Annotated in this window: 21 protein-coding genes; 3 read left to right on the plus strand and 18 right to left on the minus strand. The window is 39.8% G+C overall.

What is annotated here, in order from left to right; translation table 11 throughout:
* Window positions 1-8 precede the first annotated feature (8 nt).
* Complete coding sequence (locus ABVT42_RS03990) at window positions 9-1,964, minus strand: VWA domain-containing protein (RefSeq protein WP_353873847.1); 1,956 nt, start codon at window positions 1,962-1,964, stop codon at window positions 9-11.
* A 255-nt stretch (window positions 1,965-2,219) separates the two neighbouring features.
* Between ABVT42_RS03990 and ABVT42_RS03995 the strand changes: the two genes are divergently transcribed.
* Complete coding sequence (locus tag ABVT42_RS03995; RefSeq protein ID WP_353873848.1) at window positions 2,220-2,669, plus strand: CBS domain-containing protein; 450 nt, start codon at window positions 2,220-2,222, stop codon at window positions 2,667-2,669.
* A 9-nt stretch (window positions 2,670-2,678) separates the two neighbouring features.
* Here the strand turns inward: ABVT42_RS03995 and ABVT42_RS04000 are convergent, their stop codons facing one another.
* From ABVT42_RS04000 to ABVT42_RS04035, 8 genes are all read right to left on the minus strand, one after another.
* Window positions 2,679-3,155, minus strand: coding sequence for a YcgN family cysteine cluster protein (locus tag ABVT42_RS04000; protein WP_353873849.1), 477 nt, complete (start codon window positions 3,153-3,155; stop codon window positions 2,679-2,681).
* 50 nt (window positions 3,156-3,205) lie between these two features.
* Entirely contained in the window at window positions 3,206-3,886 is a 681-nt protein-coding gene (locus tag ABVT42_RS04005) for a fumarylacetoacetate hydrolase family protein (protein WP_353873850.1), read from the minus strand.
* A 116-nt stretch (window positions 3,887-4,002) separates the two neighbouring features.
* Window positions 4,003-4,995, minus strand: a complete 993-nt coding sequence (locus ABVT42_RS04010) for a lytic murein transglycosylase (RefSeq protein ID WP_353873851.1) — start codon at window positions 4,993-4,995, stop codon at window positions 4,003-4,005.
* Window positions 4,996-5,008: 13 nt separating this feature from the next.
* Window positions 5,009-5,275 carry a YcgL domain-containing protein gene (locus tag ABVT42_RS04015; RefSeq protein WP_353873852.1) on the minus strand — a complete coding sequence of 89 codons (267 nt, stop codon included), beginning with the start codon at window positions 5,273-5,275 and terminating at the stop codon, window positions 5,009-5,011.
* Between the two features lie 91 nt (window positions 5,276-5,366).
* Window positions 5,367-6,503: a ribonuclease D gene (locus tag ABVT42_RS04020; RefSeq protein ID WP_353873853.1), complete on the minus strand. Its 1,137-nt coding sequence runs from the start codon at window positions 6,501-6,503 to the stop codon at window positions 5,367-5,369.
* Between the two features lie 21 nt (window positions 6,504-6,524).
* Window positions 6,525-8,201 (minus strand): long-chain-fatty-acid--CoA ligase FadD, encoded by a 1,677-nt coding sequence (gene fadD / locus ABVT42_RS04025; protein ID WP_353873854.1) that lies wholly within the window; start codon window positions 8,199-8,201, stop codon window positions 6,525-6,527.
* 204 nt (window positions 8,202-8,405) lie between these two features.
* Window positions 8,406-9,242, minus strand: a complete 837-nt coding sequence (locus tag ABVT42_RS04030; RefSeq protein WP_353873855.1) for an alpha/beta fold hydrolase — start codon at window positions 9,240-9,242, stop codon at window positions 8,406-8,408.
* Between the two features lie 21 nt (window positions 9,243-9,263).
* On the minus strand, window positions 9,264-9,560 hold the full coding sequence (locus ABVT42_RS04035) for a late competence development ComFB family protein (protein ID WP_353873856.1): 297 nt from the start codon (window positions 9,558-9,560) through the stop codon (window positions 9,264-9,266).
* Between the two features lie 243 nt (window positions 9,561-9,803).
* Here ABVT42_RS04035 and ABVT42_RS04040 point away from each other — a divergent pair, with 243 nt between their 5' ends.
* Together ABVT42_RS04040 and ABVT42_RS04045 are read left to right on the plus strand one after the other, a co-directional pair.
* Complete coding sequence (locus tag ABVT42_RS04040; RefSeq protein ID WP_353873857.1) at window positions 9,804-11,093, plus strand: BaiN/RdsA family NAD(P)/FAD-dependent oxidoreductase; 1,290 nt, start codon at window positions 9,804-9,806, stop codon at window positions 11,091-11,093.
* Between the two features lie 61 nt (window positions 11,094-11,154).
* Window positions 11,155-13,512: an ATP-binding protein gene (locus tag ABVT42_RS04045; RefSeq protein ID WP_353873858.1), complete on the plus strand. Its 2,358-nt coding sequence runs from the start codon at window positions 11,155-11,157 to the stop codon at window positions 13,510-13,512.
* A 143-nt stretch (window positions 13,513-13,655) separates the two neighbouring features.
* Here ABVT42_RS04045 and accD read toward each other — a convergent pair whose 3' ends face one another.
* The 9 genes from accD to ABVT42_RS04090 form a co-directional block, all read right to left on the minus strand.
* The gene (gene accD / locus ABVT42_RS04050; protein WP_353873859.1) at window positions 13,656-14,546 is read right to left on the minus strand and encodes an acetyl-CoA carboxylase, carboxyltransferase subunit beta; all 891 of its coding nucleotides are present in this window, start codon (window positions 14,544-14,546) and stop codon (window positions 13,656-13,658) included.
* A 312-nt stretch (window positions 14,547-14,858) separates the two neighbouring features.
* A complete protein-coding gene (truA, locus tag ABVT42_RS04055) occupies window positions 14,859-15,653 on the minus strand; it encodes a tRNA pseudouridine(38-40) synthase TruA (protein ID WP_353873860.1) in 795 nt (264 codons plus the stop codon).
* A gap of 70 nt (window positions 15,654-15,723) precedes the next feature.
* Window positions 15,724-18,282 (minus strand): motility hub landmark protein FimV, encoded by a 2,559-nt coding sequence (locus ABVT42_RS04060; protein WP_353873861.1) that lies wholly within the window; start codon window positions 18,280-18,282, stop codon window positions 15,724-15,726.
* 344 nt (window positions 18,283-18,626) lie between these two features.
* A complete protein-coding gene (locus ABVT42_RS04065; protein WP_353873862.1) occupies window positions 18,627-20,384 on the minus strand; it encodes an acyl-CoA dehydrogenase in 1,758 nt (585 codons plus the stop codon).
* 172 nt (window positions 20,385-20,556) lie between these two features.
* Complete coding sequence (locus tag ABVT42_RS04070; protein WP_353873863.1) at window positions 20,557-22,242, minus strand: alanine/glycine:cation symporter family protein; 1,686 nt, start codon at window positions 22,240-22,242, stop codon at window positions 20,557-20,559.
* A gap of 99 nt (window positions 22,243-22,341) precedes the next feature.
* Window positions 22,342-22,677: a pentapeptide repeat-containing protein gene (locus tag ABVT42_RS04075; RefSeq protein ID WP_353873865.1), complete on the minus strand. Its 336-nt coding sequence runs from the start codon at window positions 22,675-22,677 to the stop codon at window positions 22,342-22,344.
* A 193-nt stretch (window positions 22,678-22,870) separates the two neighbouring features.
* On the minus strand, window positions 22,871-24,001 hold the full coding sequence (locus ABVT42_RS04080) for a sodium ion-translocating decarboxylase subunit beta (RefSeq protein ID WP_353873943.1): 1,131 nt from the start codon (window positions 23,999-24,001) through the stop codon (window positions 22,871-22,873).
* Between the two features lie 22 nt (window positions 24,002-24,023).
* Window positions 24,024-25,823, minus strand: coding sequence for a sodium-extruding oxaloacetate decarboxylase subunit alpha (gene oadA / locus ABVT42_RS04085; RefSeq protein WP_353873866.1), 1,800 nt, complete (start codon window positions 25,821-25,823; stop codon window positions 24,024-24,026).
* Between the two features lie 9 nt (window positions 25,824-25,832).
* Window positions 25,833-26,060: an OadG family protein gene (locus ABVT42_RS04090; RefSeq protein ID WP_353873867.1), complete on the minus strand. Its 228-nt coding sequence runs from the start codon at window positions 26,058-26,060 to the stop codon at window positions 25,833-25,835.
* Between the last annotated feature and the right edge of the window lie 58 nt (window positions 26,061-26,118).

A 26,118-nucleotide genomic window follows, 5' to 3' on the forward strand; every position in this document is an offset into this window, starting at 1 on the left:
AAATCTGTTTATTTTTTGTCTTCGCGGCTTTCTTCTCTATCATCGTCTTGGTCATCGTCATCATCTTCTTCGTCATCCAACCCTAACTCACTCGTCATTGAATACGTATTACTTTGATTTTTCTTTTTAATTAATTTCCAACCAAGAAAACCAAGCAACCCGATAAACAAATTCGCACCAAGTCCTATATAAACCCACATGCGTATGTTGCTCTCTTCTTGCTCAGGGGGAGCGACATCTTCATTATCTTGAGTTGGTAGCGTTTCGGGCTTAGAATTCTCTTCAATTTTTTCATGCTCTTGAGGCTCTGTAGCAGCTTCTTCCTGAGCACTATCCGTTATTTGTGCTGCAAGCTGTTCGGTCAGATTGGGTACTTCTGTTGCTTCTTGTGTATCGTCTTGTGGCGTTTCACCCACTAGCTGCTCACTTTGAATCGCTTTTGCGGTAAATACAACCGGTGCAGGAGAGACTGTAAAGTTACGCGACAAGCTGGTTTTGCCGCTGATATCCAACGCAACAGAGTATTCACCACCCGCTGGAAATACCTTTAATTCTAGCGGCCTTGAAAAGTCATCAATCACTCGATATTGTTTTTCTTGATCGGGGTAGCGGATAGTCGCATTAACCTGCAGTGTTGAGGCATCAACGATATCCTCTCTGACTTGAAAGCGAATTAAATGCGGTTGCTCAAGACTATCTGACTGTTGAATTTCTGTAATTAGTGGCGAACCATAGATATTAACAGCATGGTTTCTCATGCGCTCAAATGTTGGGCTTTTGACTTCAAGAGTCAGCTGTAATACCCCCTCAAATTCATCAGTAAAAAAGCTCTGCTTAAAAACATGACTACCTGAGTCATAAAACATCGCCATTTTACTTGCTTGACCATTCTTATCTTGTAGAAGCCTGGCGTTGATGAGTTTGAGAAAATCTTCTTTGGTGATTTTAGTACCATCTTCAAGCAGTTCCATTTGGTAATCAATCGACTCACCCGATAGTAGATTATTCGGTACCGGGTTAATGTTAAGTCCTAGTTTACTAACCACCATAACCCGATTGTCAGGGTCAACATTGGCTTCTATTTTCCAGTTACCCGGTTGAGGCGTTTTGACCGTAATCAGTGCATACCCGTCAGCAGAAAACCAGCGAACATTACCGTTATCGCTCCCGTGACTAATCTTCTGTCCTTGAGGGTCAATTAATGCGACCTGCTCAGCAGCACTTTTCTTAAACACCAATAAAGTCATTTCCTCGATACTGTTATCAACCGTAAATTGATTATCCGTTAAAGGTAAATTGTCTCGCTGTGTTGACTGCTCAAAAATCTTTAAAAACACCTTTTGTAGTTTTTCAGCATTATCAACCGCTTGATACCAACCATCAGTTTGACTGGACAATAATTTTAGCAGTTCATGATCGGCATTTTGTGATAAAGCGACGGTATGAATGGCAACATTCGCTTTTTTGAGTTTGGGTAAGACTTTTTGAATAATACGCTCACGTTCTTTAGCATTCACCTGTGGATCTTTTGAAATATCAACCATACCATCAGTTAACAAAATCAAACTTCGTTTTTCGTCAGGATCGGGGCTATTCCAACCAAAGCTGGCTTTTTCCATGACACTACCAATATTGGTATACAACCCAGCTGAATTTATCTTTTTTGCAGTTTGAGTGGCTTTATTCTGCCAATTTTCATCAACTTCTGATAAAGGCACCATCATGTTGACGTATCGACCAAAGGTCCATACACCGGCTTTAGACTTTTTAGGCAGTAAATTGGTAATTAATTGCAGCGCTGGTACTCGCAGATTTTCCGGATCATTTTTTTTCATACTACCCGAAATATCAATCAGTACCCTGACATCAGGTGTAACTCGCGCATTTTTCGCGTTAACATGAACAGCCAACAATGCGCCGTACACCAGAAAAGAAGTCAACCACAGATTTCTTAGTTTTTTCATTAATGTCGCCATCGTTATCATCATATCAATTCAGACATCCATTAGTGTAGCTGAATTTTAAAGAATTTTCATATTATTCAGTTAGATAGAGCTGAAACTTATTGTAAAAAGTGAAGTTATTCCGTTTATTGATCATTTGTTAGTTGATCCGCATCAAAAACCGACTTCTTTGTCTATTTTAGAATAAAATGTACTAAAATAGATCTTTATTTAAACCTTATTGATAATAGCTACAATTGCTAAGAGGTGAAGAATATGCTGGCTGTAGAAGATGTCATGACACCCAATCCCATTACTCTGACTCGATATGACAGTCTTGCTGACGCGCGACGTCTGATGCGCAAACATGGTTTCAGACACCTACCAATAGTCGAAGGAGATCGGCAACTAATTGGTTTAGTTAGCGAACGCAATGTCTTGGCCAATTCGATTTCATCACAAAACTTTGTCAATCAGGAAGAACTGGCCAAAATTGAATCGGGTACGCTAATTGCTGATATTATGACAAATGATATTGTTACGGTTACAAGTAATACAACAATTACCCATGCCGCTTTATTGATCCATAAGAAAAAATTTGGCTGCTTACCCGTGGTGAATAATGCAAACCAAATTGTTGGGATTATTACGGATCATGATTTTGTCGCGATAACCGTACAACTGCTGGAAATGATGGAACAAGGTGAACCGCCGGAGCTGGATTAAACTGACTGGTTAATCAGTTTTATGAACCTGCTCAAAGTAATCATCACTAACGACGTAATCTTCGATATCATCTAAATCGATGGTATCTTCACTAATGACCTTACCTACAGCAGAATTACCTGACAACATGGTCGATCGCGGATCACCAGTTTCTAAGGGATGCCAAAGCGGCAAAGGCTCACCATTTGCCACCAGCTTATAGGCACAAGTATTTGGCATCCATTCTAGCTCAGTGGCATTTTGCGGAGTCACCTTTATGCAATCTGGCACATATTTTTGGCGTTCATCATAAACGGTACACCGTCCCGCTTCTAAATCGAGGTATTTACAAACTACGTTGGTAAATACCATCTCTTCAGTATCCTCATCTTGCAGCTTGTAAGCACAACATTTACAGCAACCATCACATAGGGATTCCCATTGTTTTTCCGACAGTTCCTGCATTGGAATACGCTCCCAAAACCGATCTTTTTCTTTCCCTTTCATTTCCTAACCTGAATTGAATTACTAAAATATATAAGTAACAACTAAAATCTTTAAATAACTGCTGTTGACCATTGCAAGTCGTTTAACGAAACAACCAACTGATCGCCAGAATGGAGTTCTCCTACTCCTGCCGGAGTCCCAGTTAATACAATATCACCAGGATAAAGGGTAAAATGTTGAGAAATGGTGGCAACTAAATCAGTTACTTTAAATAGCATATCATTTGTATTACCCGTTTGTGTTACTTGGCCATTTTTAATCAACTGAAAAGTGATTTTATCTAAATTAATCTGTTTTTTGTTATATGCAATAAATGGTGAAACAGGACATGCCCCATCAAATGATTTTGCTTTTTCCCAAGGCTGACCTTTTGCTTTAAGTTCACTTTGAATTTCTCGCAATGTCAAATCAAGACCAAGTCCAATACCCGCGATATTATCTGCTACCTGCTCAGGTAAAGTATTGGACATTTGTTGGCCAACTAAAATAGCAACTTCAAGCTCATGGTGGCAACTTGACGAAGTGATTGGCAATTTCACACCATCAGGTAAATTTACAAGACAAGAATTAGGTTTAATAAATAAAATTGGCGAATCGGGAATAGGATTATTCAACTCTTTCGCATGTGCGATGTAATTCCTTCCGACACAAACGATTTTACTAGTAGGTTGAGTAAACGGAACTAACTCACCGGTACTGTCTTGCAAACTAACTGTAAACCATTGATTCATTAACAATACTCCGTAAAGCACTGGCTATATGATACTAAAACAATCTGTTTTTTAGTCGACCCAAATTTAACTCACGCAATCTAAATCTTATTGCACTCAACCGGGCACAACTACACTTAATCTATTTTGGGATAACCCACGCGATCAGCCAAATAGCCGACTCCTGTAGCAAAATAGTGTGAACGATTCCAGCGCATCAGCACATCAAAGTTATCATATACTAAATAAATACGCCCATTTTCACCACCTGGCGAAATAAGATACGCTTGCATATCAGTTTGCGGCAAGTCACTTAAATCTGCGCGGCGAACGCCCTGTTGCTGCCAGGCATTCAAAGACTGACGATGAGCCTTGCCAAATTGGTAAGCAGTGAACGGCTGGGTTAATTTAACTTGTCGGCCCCAAGTTTCATCTGACTGCCAACCTGATTCACGTAAATAATTGGCCATCGAAGCAAATATATCCTCTTTGTCGCCCCAAATATCCTTTTTACCATCATTATTGGCATCAACCGCATAGCGCAAAAAGCTACTCGGCATAAATTGGCAATTTCCCATTGCCCCAGCCCAGCTGCCTTTCATTTGTTCGAGTTCAATGTGGCCTTCCCCAATAATTTTTGCAGCAGCCAATAACTCTTTTTTGAAAAAACTCGCTCGACGGCCATCAAAAGCAAGTGTCGCTAAAGCACTCGGCACATGATAATTGCCAGTAACCTTACCAAAATGAGTTTCCTTACCCCACAGGGCAACAATAAACTTAGCAGCTACGCCAGACTCACTTTCAGCGGCTTTTAATAGCTTTTTATTTGCTTTATATGCCGCTCGTGCTGCTTTTACCTTACTTTCAGGAATAACTTTTTTAAGATATTCTTCATGAGTCATAGTGCCTTCAGGCTGGCGTCTATCAAGTTCAATCACTCTCTTAATGTAATGCAGTGATTCAATAAAATGCTGTGCCGCCTGCTCAGAGAGACCTTGCGCTTGAATTTCTTGTTTTAAAGTGTTCTTCCATTGATTAAACGTCTCAGGTGTTTGCTCTGCCGCTAATGCAATTGGATCAGTTCCAAAAATACTAATGCCGAGAAAAATAATGGTTAAAATTATTTTCATGTCTTACCTTAAGTTACTTTTTCTTTAATATACCAGCTAAATTATCATGTATGCTCGGAGGCATTTGTAAAAAATATCCGTCTTCTTGCAATTTTGTTTTTACCTCTTCAATATCAACTCTTGATAACTTATCACGTTTACCAAGGTTAATTTGCAATGCAAATTCGGGTTTACCAAAAATTTTCATAAGCGATTCTGGTACTTGAGAAAAATCATCTTTCACAGAAATGTACAAATACATTTCATCTTTTTTGTTACTGCGATACACACTGGCTAGCATTGGTAATTCCGATTGTTTAGCTTGATTAACAGTTGATTATATCACTGGTTACCGAGTAAAGAGAATTGAAAGACTAAATTACAAAAATGAATTAAGCCAGTTGAAATTCTGCTAAAACAGGCTGAAAAAGTGGCATTAATACGCTTGCACGCCACCCAGTCCAACCAGACGGTAATTTTTCCTTAGCTAAAAAAGCAAATGTTAATTTTCGTATCATGCGCTTACTAGCTAAAACAGGTGTTGCAATCTGATGACGTTTAGCAAACTGTTCAACAACATTCGCTAGCGCCGATGACAACTGGTTAAAATGTTCGATATTTCGGGGGTTAGGTACAATGGATTGTGTTTGCCCATCTTTCTGTAAAAACGAATTAACAATTTGTAAAATCGCTTCACCATACAATCGTACCGATTTTGGGTGTAATCCTTGTATTTTATAAAAATCATTTTTATTCTTTGGCATAACGATAGCCAGTTGAACCAATTGCGGATCTTTTGCGATGTGATTTTTAGTCCGATTTTCTTTTATTGCGGTTGTTTCACGCCAGTTATATAACAGTTTAAACAATGCCAGTTGAGTTCCATTTAGTCGCCACACTTCTTTAGCCTGTCGATAATCTTCGTCATCAAGTAATTGTTGCTCAATCAATTCACAAAGCTCCTGACATTCTGCAACAAACCAGTCACTAAATGGTTGCTCAGTTATTTGCTTTGACAATATTTGATAGAGTTTTGGTAAAAAGATGACATCATTAGCTGCATAAGCTTGTTGATCTTGGGTTAAAGGTCGCTTCAGCCAATCTGACTGCGTTTCTTCTTTAGATACTTCTTGCTGACAAAGCTCATTAACTATTGCCGCATAACCAATCGATATTGTTCCTTGAGTAAACGCATAAGCCACTTGTGTATCAAATAAGTTTTTAATGGGGCAATGCCATGAATGAAAAAGGACTTCGATATCTTCTTTGGCCGAATGTAAAATTTTTACCTTACTTTCATCAGCGCAAAGTTGGCGAAAACTATCAGTACATTCTACTGCGAGCGGATCAATTAAATAGACGGCATCTCCATCATATATCTGTAATAGTGCGAGAATTGGAAAATAAGTCGTACGTCGTTCAAATTCTGTATCGATTGCCAAGAATGGTGAACTATGCCATCGGTCAATGGCTTCAATAAACTGTTGTTGTGAATCTATCCAATAGACCGGTGGCGATAATGAGGACATTGTTTTAATAATAACTCTCTTTTAAACTGATTTTTTTGTTTCGTCTCTTAATTCGCGACGTAAAATTTTTCCAACATTTGACTTTGGCAGTTCATCTCTAAATTCAACCACTTTGGGTACTTTATATCCTGTCAGATTTTGGCGACAATGAGCAATCAGCTCCTCTTCGGTGAGAGACTGATCTTTTTTAACGACAAATATTTTTACTACTTCACCACTAGATTCTGATGGAATGCCAACCGCAGCAACTTCGAGCACCTTTTTATTATCAGCAACAACATCTTCTATCTCGTTAGGATAAACATTAAAGCCAGATACCAAAATCATATCTTTTTTGCGATCAACAATTTTACAAAATCCTTTTTCGTTCATGATGGCAATATCCCCCGTTGCAAACCAGCCTTCATCATTAAGGACTTTTGCGGTTTCTTCCGGTCGATCAAGATATCCCCGCATAACTTGTGGTCCACGTACCCATAGTTCTCCAGACTCACCTGTCGGCAGTTCTTTGCCATCAGCATCGCGAATTGTCACTTCAGTACTGCCAATAGGTACACCAATGGTTCCATTATATTCACTAATTGTGATTGGATTGAGGCAAACCGCAGGCGATGTTTCGGTTAAACCATATGCTTCGGATAATGGCCGATGCGTTACCCGCTGCCAGCGTCTTGCAACGGCTTCCTGTACAGCCATACCACCGCCAAGTGTTAAACTTAAGCGGCTAAAGTCGAGCTTTTCAAAGCCAGGTGTATTAAGCAATCCATTAAACAAAGTGTTTACGCCAGTAATGACGGTAAATTTAAATTTGCTTAATTCTTTAACAAAACCAGGCATGTCTCGTGGGTTGGTTATCAAGACATTTAAACCACCAATTTTGCAAAATAACATGCAATTAGCCGTTAATGAAAAAATATGATACATCGGCAACGCGGTAATGACGATTTCGGCACCCTCTTCAAAAATTTGTTTAAACCAGTTATGTGCCTGCATCAAATTCGCCACCATATTTCGATGGGTCAAAACAGCACCTTTTGCAACCCCAGTCGTTCCGCCGGTATATTGTAAAAAAGCAATATCAGTGTTGTTGAGTTGTACTCTTTCTAAAGTTAATTGCTGACCAATTTTCAAAACCTGTTTAAATGGCACCGCGCCAGGGAGAGTAAATTTAGGGATCAGTTTTTTGACATGTTTAACCGCAAAGTTAACAATTCCACCTTTTAATAACCCGAGCATATCACCCATTTTTGTTAAAATGACATGCTTGAGCGGCACTTCTTTTATCACTTGTTCTAGTGTGTGCGCAAAATTTTCAACAATAATAATGGCATCAGCATTAGAGTCGACCAGCTGATGTTTTAATTCGCGAGCTGTATATAACGGATTAACATTGATAACAGTCAACCCTGCTTTAAAGGCACCAAATATGGCAATTGGATATTGCAGTAAATTGGGCATCATAATGGCAATTCGATCGCCGTACTGCAATCCAAGTTCTTGCTGCAAGTAGGCCGCAAACTGACAGGCCAGTTGATCCATTTGCTGGTAAGTCAGTGTCACCCCCATATTATAAAACGCAGGATGGTCAGCATATTTATTAACACTTTCTTCAAATATATCAACCACAGATGAATAAGCATCTGCATCTATAAATTCAGTTACGCCTTCAGGGTATGCATCTAACCAGATTTTATCCATCAATTAACTCCCACACTTTTGTCTTGTTGTTACTGTGTTGTTACCAAAATTTGGTGTAATATTATTTGGCCAGTTACCAGCATTCAATTTAGATAGATGATGGTATTATTATGTTCGCCTAAGGTATAACAGTCAGCCAATAATGGCAAAATGGTTTTCCTCGATATTGGCCATTATCCTAAAAAATGCATAATAATCATACAGCTAAGCAAAAAACTTTCGTATTTGTTGCGCACATTGTTCTGGTTGCTCTAAATGTACATGATGACCGCCAGTAAAAATAACTCGTTCAATCGTTTTAAACAGACTAAACCTTGCATCAAATTGCGCTTTGTTACGAAGATAACCACTTTCACCTTCAATTAATAGTACGGGGGTATGAATTTGCTGAATTAAAGACAAAACATGTGACTCTGATAGTCGAATTGGTGATGCGTTTCTAAGCCTTGAGTCCGCACTCCAAGTATATCCCCCTTCAATTTTGGTTAAACCACGTTCAACAATCGGTTCAATCAAAAAAGCTTCAATTTGTGAGGCTTGCGCGCGAATCCCCAATGCCAATTCATAGCGAGGATACACCGGTTTATTTTTATCCAACTGACTTCGTCTTTGACTCAATGTATTGTGCAAAAGCATTTGCACTTCACCCGGCTCACTGGTTAATGGACCCAATGACTCAATAATCACCATTTTATTAACACGCCCTGGTTCAGCTGCTGCATATAAAATAGATAACGCTCCGCCCATCGAATGACCAAGTAAATTAATTTTTTGTTGCCCAAAATGATTGGCTAAATCATCAATCACATAAATGCCATCAATAAAATGATAAGGCCTGCCCGGTAACAAATGATCTGAATGCCCATGTCCTGGAAAATCAACTGCCACCAGACGAATATCTGGCAAAAAAGGCACTAAACTTTCAAAGCTCGCCAGATTATCTAACCAACCATGAAACGCAAATACTAAAATGGAACCGCCAGGGTTCCATTCAACAACCGAGCACGGAGTACCGGCCAATTCAATCTTATACTCAATCATAAAACTATTAATACAACCTTGTTAATCGTGGGGCGTTTCCCGCACTTTTTTAATGGCTTTTAATACCTGACGCTTGGCGTATTTCCTTAAGTCCTTCACTTCTTCCTTTAATTGGTCGCCAGGATCGGTTTTTTCTAAAATATTACATATATACTTTGCCGGCATATTATTTAATGCAATCGCCGCTATATCTTGGATTGAAACCTGTGATGTTGGCACATCGGAATCATCATCTTCAATCAGCAAATGAATTTGCTCAAAAACTATCTCTTCTGCCAAGTTTTCCAGATCATCGTGATAATACAACTCTTTATACATGAAATACTCCATTTAAAGTCGTAGATTAGTGATTGCTTCTTGGCCCGAATTTTAGTCATTCCTATTTAAGCATCTGCTGTTAACGGGCAGATGACAAACAGAACTACACAATACTCGTCGGGACAAAGTGCGCCTAATACTAGTCTAGAACAAAATTCACGAATTGCTGACAGAATCGGCTACAATAGCCAGTTGGTAAAATTGTAAATAAATCAAAGTTTAATCGTCAAATAGAGCAACCTTATGCCTGAACATTTTGAAGTCATTATTATTGGCGCTGGCGCAGCCGGATTAATGTGCGCAGCCACCGCCGCCAAACGCGGTAAAAAGGTTATTGTACTTGATCATGCCAATAAAATGGCTAAAAAGGTCCTTATGTCAGGCGGTGGGCGTTGCAATTTTACAAATTTATCTATTGAAGCAGATAATTTTATTTCTAACAATCCACACTTTTGCAAGTCAGCATTGAAACGATATACTCAATGGGACTTTATTGCGCTCGTTGAAAAATATCACATTGACTATTACGAAAAAACTCAAGGCCAGTTGTTTTGCCGAGAAAGCTCAAAGTTAATACGCGATTTATTGAGTCAGGAATGTCAATCAAATGGTGCGCAGATCCGTCTAAAATGCGAAATTCTCTCAGTTGAAACAGTCTTATCTTCCTCTCAAACCGATACTTTCAAAGCCATCGAAACTATTAAAAGCGAATCTGCTAAAGACCTAAACCTAACTGCAAAAAATCAAATAGGCTCTAGCAATCAAAACACGACTTTTAAATTAACGACATCACTTGGTGCTTTTACCTGCGAATCACTGGTCATTGCGACAGGAGGATTATCTATTCCAACGATGGGCGCAACTGACTTTGGTTATCAAATAGCGCAGCAATTTGGCCATCAGGTCTTGCCCACTCGTGCTGGATTAACGCCTTTAACCTTTAAAGGCAGATTACTCAATGCGTTTAAAGAAATGGCCGGAAATGCGCTGCAAGTGCAAGTCAGCTGTGGACAACAAACGTTTAATGAAGCAATTTTATTTACCCATAAAGGTCTAAGTGGTCCCGCTATATTACAAATCTCAAATTATTGGCAGCCTGGCCAAGCTATATCTATCAATTTACTACCTCATGTGGATATCGCAACTTGGATAACCCAACTAAAAGAATCTCGCCCAGATATTCAATTAAAAACCGCTTTAGCGAGCCATTTTAGTCAGGCAGTTGCCAGTTTTTTCGCAAGTGAAGTTGGATTCCAGGGTAAGCTCAAACAACTTACACCACAGCATATTGAGAATATTGTACAAACTTTGAGTGACTGGACAATTTATCCGGAAGGTGTAGAAGGCTACCGTGTTGCTGAAGTCACCCTTGGTGGTGTAGATACGCAGCAAATCTCATCAAAAACCTTTGAGTCAGCGCTGCAGTCTGGATTATATTTTATTGGTGAAGTGTTAGATGTAACAGGTCATTTAGGCGGTTATAATTTTCAGTGGGCATGGGCTTCAGGACACGCAGCGGGCAATTATGTTTAATTTAGGTAATTAGAAAATTGCTAACTATACTTATTAAACCAACTTGCAATTTTCAGTTCGAATGCTCAAATCAACTTACCTATTTGCTAGTATTGTGTTGCTTCTGGTAATTACTGGACTGTATGCTGATCAACTGAATAATCAAAATCACCTTATCAATCAACAGCAGGCTGTCACCTCGCAACTCAATGTTATTCGTGCAAAATTAGAAGGTAGAATTCATTCAAATCTCCAATTAATCAATGGCTTAGTTGGATTAATAGTCAATGAACCGGATCTTACTCAGGAGAGATTCGGGCAATATGTTACGCCACTATTTAAATCAGAAAATCAACTCAGAAACATTGGAGTTGCCCCAGATATGGTGATTTCAATGGTATACCCGCTCGAAGGAAATCGCGGTGCGATAGGTCTGAATCTAGCGAAGAATGAAGCACAGCGAGAAGAGGCGTTACGCGCAGCCAGAGAAAATCAAATTGTTATTGCAGGCCCTATCAATCTGGTTCAAGGTGGACAAGGCTTGATTGGCAGAATTCCGGTAAATATCGATATCGAAGGTAAACCAGTATTCTGGGGACTGATATCTGCGGTAATTAATATTGATGCGCTTTATGAAAAAAGCGGACTGCACGATACTGAACTTGGTTTAAAGCTAAGCTTGGCAAAGCGCAATAATGAGTCGACTAGTTTTTTCTTTGGGAGCGACGCTATTGTTAACTATAAACCCACAGAAGTGCGAGTCTTGCTCCCTAATGCGGAATGGGTATTAATGGGATCACCAATTCAAGGGTGGGAAACACTTGCGCCAGATGCCTGGTTACTGCGCAGTTTTTTTGCTTTCATTATTTTAGTTGTCACTATTCAAATCATTTTTCTTGAAAAGCGTAAGCGTTTGCTAGAAGTTGAGCAAGCACGACTAAAAGCATTATTCGAACTCTCTCCGGTGGGTATTGCACTGAATAAGTTTTCTGACGGGAGTTTCATTTCGGTTAACCAATCTCTGTTATCGTCAATGGGATATTCTCTATCGGAGTTTCTCACCAAAAGCTACTGGGATATCACCCCAAAAGAATATAAGGCACAAGAAGCCGAACAAATAAAATGCTTAACTGAAACCGGTAAATATGGCCCATACCAAAAAGAGTACATTCACAAAAATGGTCATCGTTTTCCTGTTTTACTGAAAGGGATATTACTCAAAGATTCTCAAGGCGAGCAATTTATCTGGTCAATCATCGAAGATATCAGCGAACGTTTAGCTTATGAAACTGAATTGATTCAAGCAAAAGAGCAAGCAGAAAGTGCCGCTAAAGCTAAAAGTGAGTTTTTAGCAACTATGAGTCATGAAATTCGCACACCATTAAACGGTGTCATCGGCATGCTCGACTTATTATCTCGCAGCCCATTAAATGATAAGCAAATTAACAAATTGAAGATCGCTAATAGTAGCGCGCAATTTTTGTTGGTTGTTATCAATGATATTCTTGATTTTTCTCGAATTGATGCGGGCAAACTTGAACTGGAAAACATTACTTTTCATGTCGACGAGTTATTAGACGAAATTAGCAATACCTTCAAACCAGAAGCACAAGCCAAAAAACTGTCACTAATTTTAGATAAACAACCCGTCGAACATGCAATACTCAGCGGAGATCCCAATCGCATTAAACAAATATTAAATAATCTAATTGGTAATGCAATAAAGTTTACTGCTGAAGGAAGTGTGACCATCAGTTATAAAGTGACTCAAGTAAAATCGCGCTGGTGTTTGCAAATAACCATGCAAGATACTGGCATTGGTATTCCCAAAAAAGATATACCCTTATTATTTAAAGCCTTTACTCAGGTTGACGCCAGTACAACTCGAAAATATGGCGGTTCAGGATTAGGACTTGCCATTTGTCGTAAACTGGTTGAAATGATGGATGGACAAATTAACTTAACCAGCGAAGAAAATAAAGGTAGTCGCTTTTCATTCTATTTAATACTGGACAGCGGTGATGAAAAAGAACTAAAACCTGGTCACACTCTGTCAAAAGAAGATTTATGTACGCAAGTTGTCAACTCTCAAGGTAACAAAATTCTCTTAGTGGAAGATAACGAATTCAACCAGGAAGTCGTGGTGATGTTAATGGCAGAAATCGGTCTTGAAGTAGCGGTTACTAATTCAGGTAAAGCGGCAATCGATTGTTTGAAAGCACAACCGGATGTTTACCAACTGATATTAATGGACTGTCAAATGCCTGAATTAGACGAATATGAAGCCAGTGAGCAAATACGCGATGGCAAAGCTGGCGAAAATTACCAAAATATTCCAATTATCGCGTTAACGGCCAATGCAATGGCTGGCGATAGAGAAAAGTGTCTAGCGGCAAGGAATGAGCGATTATTTAACAAAGCCTGTATGGTGAAATACTGATTAAAAAGATTCAGCTTTGGCATGGTAAATCACATTATATGGACGCTTTTCATTGGTACTAAAAATTTCATTAAAATAAAAAACCAGTAATTTCAACAATTACTGGTTCTTCAATCGACTATTTTCTTAGGCTAGCCAATCGATTAACTGGCTTCAGCAACCTCTTCTTCTTCAGCCAGCTCTGGCTGATTTGTCATCTTCGCAAGCAATGCCGCAATTTTATTGCGCATCTGCCGACGATCAACAATCATATCGATAGCCCCATGGTCAAGTAAGAATTCGCTACGCTGAAATCCTTCGGGTAAAGTTTCACGAACCGTTTGCTCAATAACACGAGGGCCTGCAAATCCGATTAGCGCATTTGGCTCGCCAATATTCACATCACCTAGCATGGCTAGACTGGCAGATACACCGCCCATAGTTGGATCAGTTAAAATTGAAATAAATGGTAAACCTTTTTCTGACATTCTGGCCAAAGCTGCACTGGTTTTTGCCATTTGAAACAATGAGATTAGCGCTTCTTGCATTCTTGCGCCACCGCTGGTTGCAAAGCAAATTAACGGAATACCTTCTTTAATACAGATACTGGCTGCGCGTGCAAATTTTTCACCGACCACTGAAGCCATCGAACCCGCCATAAAATTGAATTCAAAGGAACAAGCAACTACTTTCATTCCTTTCAATTCGCCTTTAAAAGCAACCATTGCATCATTCTCACCAGAAACTTTTTGCGCGCTGCTAATGCGGTCTTTATAGCGTTTGGAATCCTTAAACTTCAATTGATCAACAGGCATCAGAGTTTTGCCTATTTCCTGCATTTCAGTATTGTCTAAAAAGCTCAACAACCTTGCTCGAGCACCTATACGCATGTGAAATGAACACTTTGGGCAAACTTTAAGGCTTCGCTCTAATTCAGCTTTATAGATAACCGCATCACAGTTTTGGCATTTAGCCCAAACGCCTTCTGGAACTGACTTTCTGCGGTCTGCTACTGAAGTGGTCCGTTTAGGTAATATACGCTCAAACCAACTCATATATGTCTCTTTGATAATTTGATTTTGGCGATATTCTAACATCCTCTGTTCAAAGGTTAAGGATAAATTAACACCTTCTGGTCTGACCTGATATTTTTTATCAGTTGCACGTTTCGAGCACGAAGTGAATGATGTTGACACTTCATTAAAATATATCAAATTTTGCAGTATATTAGTGAAGAATAAATTAAATTTGGCTTATAAAAAACACCATTAACCACATGTATTTACCTGTGTGAATAAACTTTTAATTTTTCAATTCTGATATATTTGCACTGAACTTATCCAATAACCTGCTGAGCCAAAAAGAAATCATAAAAAACTTTGAGGCAGGGTTAATGGGCCCAATGGTAATTGTGGTATTTGATATTTTTCAGGGTATGCCACTTGCACTAAATATAATCCATCCGGCTTGGCTGTCATCGGGGCTGCAGTGCGATCTTGGACTGCTAATACCTGCTGTACAAATTCAACTGGCTGACGCTGAAAACCAACTTCAACCAGACAGCCCACAATATTTCTGACCATGTGATGTAAAAATGCATTTGCTCTAACATCTATGATTACAAATTCATTATAACGATTTACGCTGATCTCATCGATACGACGAAACGGTGTTGGCGATTGGCAGGATGAGGCCTGAAAGGATGAGAAATTATTTTCTCCAATTAAGGCTTGCGCACCTTGATGCATAAGCTCATGATTAAGAGGTGTACGATACCAGGTTACTTTACCCGATAAAATTGCACTGCAATAACGCGTATTTTGAATTACATAGCGATATCGCCTCGCAAATGCAGAGTGCCTGGCATGAAATTCATCAGGTACTGGCTTGGCCCATCGGACACAAATATCATCCGGCAATTGACTGTTTGCGCCCAGTTCCCAAGCCCTTAATGGCCTTTCATTATTTAGTTGAAAGCTCACAACCTGAGCTGTAGCATGAACCCCTGTATCGGTTCGACCAGCGCAAAATACAGAAACAGAATGATTGGCAATTTTAGATAGTACGACCTCTAAAGATTGTTGCACCGACGGCGAATGAGATTGCCTTTGCCAGCCACAATAGTTTGAGCCCGAGTATTCAATTCCTAATGCAATATTCATCTTTACTTCGATTAAAAAAGGCGGTTTAACCGCCTTTTCTCTAAAAATTATTTATAGAATTCACTCAGAATTAATCAGCTCGATCAATTAGTGCTTGTGCTTCTTCCTTTTGTGCATCAGTCCCTTCTGCAATAACCTCTGATAATATTTCTTTAGCACCCTCAGAATCCCCCATATCAATATACGCACGAGCTAAGTCTAACTTGGTTGCGATTTCATCACCAGCATCACCTTCGCCGATGTCATCATCATCAAAATCGTTATCATCTTCTAGCGCAAATTCGCTATCGTCTTCAATATCTAGCGAAAGATCATCTTCGTTACTAAATCCAATTTCCTCGTCATCTTCATCCAGAACAAAGTCATCAAGCTCAGACTTTTCTTCTAAAGAAAAATCATCATCATCTAACGAATCAAAAGTTTCAGTTACAGCTTCAGAAGGAGGCACTTCCTGAGCATCATCATCTAAATTCATATCCATATCGATATCAAATTCATCATCAGCCAGTTCATCATTATCTATATCAAAACTGTCATCTTCTTCATTCAGATCAAGCGCACTTTCAGCATCATCGATATTGTTATCCGACATATCGACATTGGGAGAGGTATCATCATCCAAATCGATATCATCTTCGTTGAATATATCTTCAGTAGAAGGCAAATCAAATCCATCATCTAGGCCATCTCCAATTTCACCAGACCAAGCGTTTTCTCTCAACTTATTGATTTGTTCATGCCATTCTTCTGCATCTACCGCATGGGAAACTTCTTGAGCCAGTGATTCAAACTTATCTCGATCGTCATTTTCTGCATAGCACTCCATTAGCTTAACTTTAAGATCAGAGCGAATCGGGTTGTCATCAATTGCTTCCAAGAGCAGGTTTTCTGCTTGCTCATACTTTCCGTAAGCAATATAAATATCAGCTTCACCTAATGGATCAAAGTTTTCTTCTTCATTTGTTCCTGAATCCTGCATGCTCTGATCATCCATGTCTAATTCTTCAAGCATATTATCACCGACTTCAGGCAACTCAAAAGTATCGGTTGCATCACCAAGACCAGCACCGGTACTGGTGACCAGATCATCCTGGAACTCTTCGTCTTCCATGCGTTTTCTCATTCGCCAGAATACGGCAACAATCACCAGAATAATGCCACCAATTGCACTCCATAATATAACTGAAGATTCGAGTATTTCATCTAAAAATGATTTTTGAGGCTTGGCAGGGATACTTGGTGTTCTTGTTACTGCCGGCTGATTCGCTTTTGTTTGACTGGCCGTTTCTGTTGGCGATTGGTTGGTTTCATTTGCCAACTCAGCATCATTATTAATTACATCTCTATCTACTATATTGCCACTTTCAGAATTGTCGGTTTGCGAAGATACGGCATCGGTAATTTGGCCATTGACACTGGTAGGCTCCACGGATTCGCTGATTAAGGTCTCATCACTGTCCATATCAGCAGAAAGATTCTGCTTTTCAGAGTCTCGTTGAATCTGACTCAACGCTGCCAGCTCAGCATCTGAAACATCGACAGCCGATCCAGACTGAACTGATTCTAACTTTTTCAATGCATCAGCTAATCTGGCGCGTAACTCATTATTTTCGTTTTGTAGTGTCGCACTTTCTTCTTGCGACTGTGCAAGTTGATTTTGAATATTATTCAATCGCTCAGCCATATTACCCGAAGCTGATTGGCTCGAATTACTTTCACTACTATTTTCTGGCGTGGAAAGCGTTAATCTTGCTTCGTTCGACAAACGACTAGTTGCTCGACTCGATGTTGTATCGGCAATATTTCGTGCCCCGCCACTACGCCACTGGTTATTTTGCATAACAACATCTTGCAAAGCAGCACGATGCGGAACTTGGGAAATAACAGTATCCTCAGGAATAGTCAGCACTTTCCCTTTAAGCAGGTTGTTAATATTTCCATTACCAAAGGCTTCTGGATTAGCACGATAAATTGCAACCAATGTTTGATGTATACTGGCCGATTGGGGTCTAACCTGATTTGCTATTCCCCATAAAGTATCATTTTCAGATACGGGACCATAACTAGTACCACCGGAGTAGTTATTTTCAGGATAGTTATTTGAAGATTGATTTGAATTTGAAGTTGTCGCCGGTTGAGAAGTTACTGGCTTTTTTTTTGCTGCTACGGTTTGAGACTTTTGGATAGTTGATGCCGCAGAGTCATCAAACACAGGCGGATCCAATAAAAAAGTATATTCACGAATGATTCGTCCGTTTGGCCAATTCAATTCTACCAGAAAGTTCATAAAGGGCTCTTTAACTGGCTCGCGCGTCGAGAGAAATACCGACATGCTGCCGTCTGAATTTTTCTTGGTTTCGAATTTGATATTGGTGAGATAAAAAAGCCGTTCTACGCCAACTTTCTCGAATTCAACCATACTGGCCAATGAGGCATGAATCTCATGATCCCCCAAATCACCAGCAGATAACAAACGAATTTCGGCTTTTAAAGGCTGATTTAACCCCGAACTTAGCTGGTATTCGCCAAGGCCTACAGCAAAAACAGCACCAGAAAAAAAACCAACAGCAGAAGTCAGAAAAAGGACAATTTTGCGAAACATACGCGTATTTCCTTGTATTTGAACCATTAAATCTATCTCTCAACAAGCTAAGTGCCGTGTCATCCAATCAAGTGGAGTCAAGCTACAATGTATAATTATCTTGCGGTGTTTTATAACTATTCCATGAAGTTACGGCAAGAAGTTAAGAACTTTCTTTATAATATTGCGATAACTATAGCTTATAATTAGCTTTTTACCAATAGCTAACCGCTCACAAATTGAAATTTTAGTGTGGATTTCAAAGTTGAGCGGTCAGACATTTTACATTCTAGTCAAATCTGCATTTTGGTTTTGCGATAAATTCTACAAACTAGACATTAACCAAACAAAATCAAAAAATTATTCTGTAATTTAACGCGAATGAGTAGTAATTAGATTAATGATTGTTCAGCATCCATATATGGTTGGTAGCCAGTTCCAACCTTTTGACATAATTGGTTGATATTGGGTAATAAATGTTCACAGAAATATTGTCCAGCTAACTGTTTGCGTGCACAAAAGGTTTCGCCTAGCTCATCATTTAACTGATTCAACATTTTTAACCAAAGCCATCCGTATACTAAATAACCAGAGGCATGCAAATAGTCGACAGCACCACCTTGAATTTCGAAGAAACGCTGTTCAATATTTTGCACAATCCATTGACTAGTCTGGCGATGACATTGCAGCGCAGAAGATAGCTGTTGCTGTAACTGATAAGCTGCTGGTAAGCTGGTTTTTATGGCCAACTCAGCATCTATCTCATCATACAACAGCTGCATAAGTTGCATTTTATCGAGACCTACCTTACGAACCAGTAAATCCTGTGATTGGATTCCATTTGTACCTTCATAGATTTGAGCAATTTTTGCATCCCGCACTAGTTGCTCCAATCCCCACTCACGGATATAACCGTGACCACCTAGTACCTGTAAGCCTAAGTTACAGGCTTCATAACCTTTATCGGTGAAAAAAGCCTTGGCAATTGGTGTGAGCAAACTCATTAAACTGGCAGCATTTTCTCGAATAGCTGCGTCTTGATGGTGATATTGCAGATCAATTTGAGTACCCATAAATACCATCAGAGCTCTAGCTGCCTCGGTATGCACTCGCTGTTCCAACAACATGCGGCGAATATCTGCATGCTCAATGATACTGGCAAGTTTTGCAGACTGACTTTTTCCCTGCTTTCTTTCAATCGCATAGTTGCGAGACAGTTGGTAGGCTGTTTCTGCAAGTCCAATACCTTGCACCCCAATAGAAAGACGCTCCAGATTCATCATTGTAAACATACACGCTAATCCCTTATGCTTTTCGCCAATTAAATACCCCTGTGCTTCATCAAAATTCATGACGCAAGTAGCTGACGCTTTTATCCCCATTTTATGTTCAATACTACCGCAGCTAACCTGGTTAGTTTCGGTTAATTCACCATGTTCATTAATTTTAATTTTTGGCACTAAAAATAGACTGATTCCTTTCGGACCAGGCGGTGCATCAGGTAATTTGGCGAGCACCAAGTGAATAATATTTTCTGACAAATCATGTTCGCCACCAGTAATGAATATTTTTGTACCACTGACCAAATAAGAACCATCTGTCTGTTCCGTTGCTTTAGTTTTGATATTCCCTAAGTCGGAGCCAGCATGAGGTTCGGTGAGCGCCATTGTCCCGGCCCAACGCCCTTCAAGCATTGGAGGTAGATATAGCTGTTTTATGGTGTCACTGGCATGTGCACGAATAGCGTGATATGCGCCATTAGTCAGGCTTGGATACAAGCAAAATGAGGTATTGGTTGAAAAAATCATTTCTTCAATCAATAAATGAATTGTTTTGGGTAATCCTTGACCACCATATTCAGGATCTCCCGATGTCCCCTGCCAGCCACTCTGACAAAACTCAGCATAGGCTTCTTTAAATCCGGGCGGTGTCGTTACCTGACCATTTTCAAATTGACACCCTATTTCATCGCCTTCGTGATTGATAGGCAACAATACATTTTCACTGAATTTTGCAGCTTCTTCGAGGACAGTAGTATAAAGCTCAATATCAAATTCGGAAAAACTATCAATAGCACTTAACGTGTTTTCAACATTAAACACTTGTTTCACTAAATAGTTCATTTCCTCTAATGGGGCTTGATAACTCATTACTTATTGGTTCCTTATTATCGTTTATTCAGATCTCAGTATAAGTAAGATCTGAGTGGTTTAACCAAAAAGCAAACCCCACATAACCCGATAAGGTCTAATAAGTGGGGCTTGTTTTACGCTTTATTTCAAGCGTGAGTTATCATTCTAACACATATTTAAAACAACTGTTTTAATCTGCTTGGTTCTTGTTAAAGTGCTCCCAATATTTCGCGACAGTTTGCTTCATGTCTTTATGCAGTAACAATATACCAATGAGATTGGGTATCGTCATTAAGGCCACCGTGACATAGGCGAGATTCCAAATTACCGTAGCGTCTGTAAATGAAGCAACAAAAAAAGCTGCAACATAAACAATACGATAAGGTAAAACTGCTTTAGGGCCAAATAGATAAGTCATTGCTCGATCACCGTAATAAGACCAAGCAATCGCTGTGGTAAATGCAAATAAAAGCAATCCTATCGTAACGACATATTCACCATATTCACCGAAAAATCCATGACGAAATGCTTCAGTAGTTAACCTGACAGAGTGAATCAGAGACTTACCACTAACAACGACTTTTGCATCACCTTCTGCATCTACAATTTTGCCATCATTTATAGCAATAGTGCCGGTATATGGTTCATCATTAATGGTGTATTTAACATCTTCTGCGATTGAGCGGGCGTTAATCAGTGTAATATCAGAATAGTCGGCAATCCCATTAACAATTTCGATTGTTCCCGAATAGTGTTCTACGCCACCCGTTGCATCAGATTTTTTATCGAGATAAGTAAACAAACGTTCAACATCATCTTTATTACTGTCTTTATATTCACCAATCACATATTCCATATCGGCACGGTCAAATGTGTTTTCGTGTTTTTTAGTCCAGACACCAGAACTAAGAATCACTAAACCGGTTAACGTACAAATTACGATTGTGTCGATAAATGGTTCAAGCAAAGAAACCATTCCTTCTGAAGCAGGCTCTCTTCCTCGGGCGCTGGCATGAGCAATGGGTGCCGAACCTTGTCCTGCCTCATTTGAAAACAATCCACGATTAACACCCCGATCAAGTGCGTAAGCAAAACTGGCTCCCAGGAATCCTCCAACAGCAGCGCTCCCGGAAAACAAATCGGAAAAGATTGAAATAAAAGAAGGGACTATATTTTCGATATTATATAAAATGACAGCAAGCGCCCCAACAAAATAGATAAGAGCCATTGTTGGAACAATTTTCTCAGCAACATGCGCTATACGCTTAATACCACCAATAATGACTAATGCCAGCATTACCGATAAAACTGCGCCAACAATCCATTTTTCAAAGCCAAAAGATTCGTTAAGACCAACGGCAATATTGTTAATTTGTGGCATATTACCACTACCAATCGAGCTTACCACTGTAGCGGTAGCAACAATCACTGCTAACCACTTCATGTTGAGTTTTTTCTCCATATAGTACATGGGTCCACCAGCCATAGTACCATCAGCGGTTTTTTCACGATATTTGTGTGAAAGCGTTACTTCAACAAATTTGGTTGTCATACCAAAAAAAGCGGTTGCCCACATCCAAAATATTGCTGCTGGACCACCTAAATAAATAGCCAGTGCCACACCACCGATATTTCCAGTACCCACTGTACCGGATAATGCTGTCGTCAATGCCTGAAAATGGCTGGTATCGCCTGGTGCATCGTCTTTTGAATATTTACCACGCAATATTCTAGTTGCATGTGCAAAATATCGAATTTGGGGAAACCCCAAGTAAAGAGTGAAAATTATCCCGGTGCCTAAAAGAAGTAGTGGAAAATAGTCGGCTGACCCAAGATAAGAGTCAATTGAAAGCAAAAAGCTGTTAATCGCGTCCAAAGTGCTGCCCCTTAATTTAAATGTTATTTGATATTATTCGGGGCATTATAAACTAATCGATAGGGAATTACTCATTCATGGGTCAATTTCACCCAGAGTTCACTGACATCGCATTCTGGTACCTTTTTCTACTGATAACATTATTTCACTTGCAGAGATATCAGTAGGAAATAAACACCCTGATATTTGTGCGGAGGCAATGCTTGCACCGGTTAAGTTTGATTGAGAAAAGTCTATTCCTCTAAGGTCTGCGGCGCGAAAATAGCAACCACTAAAATTTACACCGGCTGCATCCAGCCCACGCAAATCAAGCCCTCTGAAATCACAATCATGAAAATCAATTATCGACTGCCCTGCTTTTTGCTGGTTAAACAGCTTCACTTTTTCATCACGTAATAATTGATAAAGTGGATCCTCAGGAAACCGTAACGGCATGACTTTGTCCTATACACATTTTAGCAATCTTTACTTGAGTATAGTCGGAGTTATTAATTTGTCTAAATTACTAATAATAAAAAATTATATTGAAGTATAGATATTAAACAAAGTAGATGACTCAAATCACTTAAAAAACTTGAAGTAAGTCATCTGCTAGAAATATCTTTTACCTATTTAACAGGAAAAACTACTAACCAACTAATGCTAATAAAACACCAGCCGCAACTGCCGAGCCAATAACACCCGCTACATTGGGCCCCATCGCATGCATCAGTAGAAAATTGTGCGGGTTAGCCTCAAGTCCAACTTTGTTAACAACTCTGGCAGCCATTGGAACCGCAGATACACCGGCAGCACCGATGAGAGGATTGATTTTGCTATTGCTGACTTTCGATATAAACTTCGCCATTAAAACACCACTTGCCGTTCCAATTGAAAATGCGACAGCGCCCAACAGTAAAATACCAATAGTTTCCCAATTTAAAAACTTATCCGCAGAAAGCTTTGACCCGACTCCCAATCCTAAAAAAATGGTCGTAATGTTAATCAGTGCATTTTGTGTCGTATCTGATAGGCGATTAACCACGCCACTTTCTTTCATCAGATTACCAAAGCAAAACATACCAATTAATGGCGCGGCCGAAGGTAGCAATAAGATGCAAAGAGCTAATACGACTAAAGGAAAAAGAATTTTCTCTCGCTGAGAAACTGGGCGTAGCTGCGTCATTTCAATCGCCCGCTCTTCTTTAGTTGTCAGCAAACGCATAATTGGCGGTTGAATAATCGGTACTAATGCCATATAAGAATACGCCGCAACAGCAATTGCCCCCAGCAAATCTGGCGCAAGTTTACCGGCTAAAAAAATGGCAGTTGGTCCATCAGCTCCACCGATAATGGCAATCGCAGAAGCATCCTGAATGGTCCAATTGATTCCTGGGACAGCATTCAATGCGAGTGCACCAATAAGTGTTGCAAATATACCGAACTGTGCCGCCGCACCTAGAAACAATGTTTTTGGATTAGCAATTAAAGCACCAAAGTCAGTCATTGCGCCCACCCCCATAAAAATGATTAAGGGGAAAACGCCAGTATCTATACCAATGTTGTAAATATAGTAAAGTAACCCACCGTCATCTGCGATACCTGCAACAGGAATATTGCTTAAAATCGCGCCAAAGCCAATTGGCAACAACAGTAACGGCTCAAATGCTTTGGCAATCGCTAAATAAAGTAATAATACGCCGACCAAAATCATGATTAGGCCGGGAATCGTAAAATTTGCTATACCGGTGCTGTGCCAAAGTTCAACTAACCCTTCAATCATTTTTCTTTCAACCCGTCACTTAAGCCAAAGTAATCAGTTCATCACCTAAACTGACAGCATCACCCTGTTTCACCAGAACGTTTGATACTTGGCCAGATTGAGCAGCACGCACTTCAGTTTCCATTTTCATCGCTTCCAGAATAATAACAACATCACCCTCGTTCACCCTATCTCCTTGTGCTACCTGAACTTTAAATATGTTTCCTGCTAATGGCGCTTTAATCACAGTGCCGGTTGCACCTTCACTTTTTGCATTAGGCTGTACTAATTGATCAGAGCTTTGTTTGATTTCAGCAATCACACCACTCGGTGCAACAGTGACTTGGTAATTTTTACCGTTAACTGACACGTTATAAGATTCTGGTTCAGCTTTATTCGACGATGAGGCCAAAAGTTGATTGTCATTTGGCACAACTGGCTTTTGTTCCTCACCAGTTGGTACGGGTTCAAAAGCAGCAGGATTATTGCGATTTTTAAGAAATTTAATGCCTATTTGCGGAAATAATGCATAGGTTAAAACATCATCTATTTCAGCATCAGCAAGTGAAATATTTTCTTGTTGTGCAATAGACTTTAATTCTTGTTGAAGCTTTTCCAGCTCGGGTTCAAGCAAGTCAGCGGGGCGGCACGTAATGGGCTTTGCACCATTTAAAACACGGGCTTGTAATTGTGTATCAACTGGCGCAGCAGTTGCACCATACTCACCTTTTAAAACACCAGCCGTTTCTTTACTGATAGTTTTATAGCGCTCTCCAGTGAGCACATTTAATACCGCTTGAGTACCAACAATTTGTGAAGTGGGTGTGACTAGCGGAATATAACCTAAATCTTTTCTAACGCGCGGGATTTCTTGTAAAACTTCGTCCAGTTTATCACCAGCGCCTTGTTCTTTGAGCTGGTTTTCCATGTTGGTTAACATGCCACCAGGCACCTGAGCAACTAAAATACGTGAATCAACGCCTTTAAGACTCCCCTCCCATTTTGCATATTTTTTGCGAACTTCTCTAAAATATGCCGAGATTTCTTCGAGCGCGGTTAAGTTTAAACCGGTATCTCGTGGTTGATCTTGAAAAATAGACACGACCGACTCTGTCGCAGAGTGACCATAAGTCATACTCATAGAGGAAATACTGGTATCAACGGTATCAACACCAGACTCTACCGCTTTGGTAATTGTTGCTGTACTTAAGCCAGTGGTCGCGTGAGCGTGCAGCGCAATTGGAAGATTCACCGTTTCTTTTAAGCGTGATATCAATTCTTCAGCGACATAGGGTTTGAGCAGTCCAGCCATGTCTTTAATGCAAATGGAATGTGATCCCATGTCTTCAAGTTGTTTTGCCATATCCAACCACATCTGTATGGTATGCACCGGACTGACGGTATAAGAAATTGTTCCCTGCGCGTGTTTTTCATTTTTTACTACGGCTTTAATAGCCGTTTTTAAATTACGCATATCATTCATCGCATCAAATACGCGAAAAACATCCATACCATTTGCCGCAGCTCTATCGACAAATGCCGTTACGACATCATCAGCATAATGTCGATAACCTAAAATATTTTGCGCTCGAAAAAGCATCTGCTGTTTCGTTTTTGGCATCGCTGCTTTTAAACGGCGTAACCTTTCCCAAGGATCTTCCCCCAGAAAACGGATACATGAATCAAAAGTTGCCCCGCCCCAGGATTCAATCGACCAATATCCTATTTCATCTAGCTTTGCTGCAATTGGTAGCATATCGTCAATACGCATACGCGTAGCAAAAAGCGATTGATGACCATCACGTAATACCAATTCGGTAATTCCGAGTTTGCTCGTCATGCTGTTTCCTCAGTTTTTAGTATTGTTTTGCCGATAAGCATAAACAGCCGCAGACACAGCCGCAACTTCATCGTCGTTAATTTGTGCTGTTTTCTTCGTAATCGGTGTAGGCTCCGGTTTTGCAAAACGTTGCAAAAAACCGGTAAAAAAGACAAGGATAGTTAAGAATATGAAGACTGTACCCATGCCTGTTAGCATGAGTATTACCCCATCAAATATTAAGTTAGACTCGTTCATGCGCGCAAGTTTAATTTGTAAGTGATTAAAAACAAAATAACTCTAACTAATATCGCAT

The sequence above is a fragment of the Aliikangiella maris genome (assembly GCF_040719265.1).
GTDB classification, from domain to species: domain Bacteria; phylum Pseudomonadota; class Gammaproteobacteria; order Enterobacterales; family Kangiellaceae; genus Aliikangiella; species Aliikangiella maris.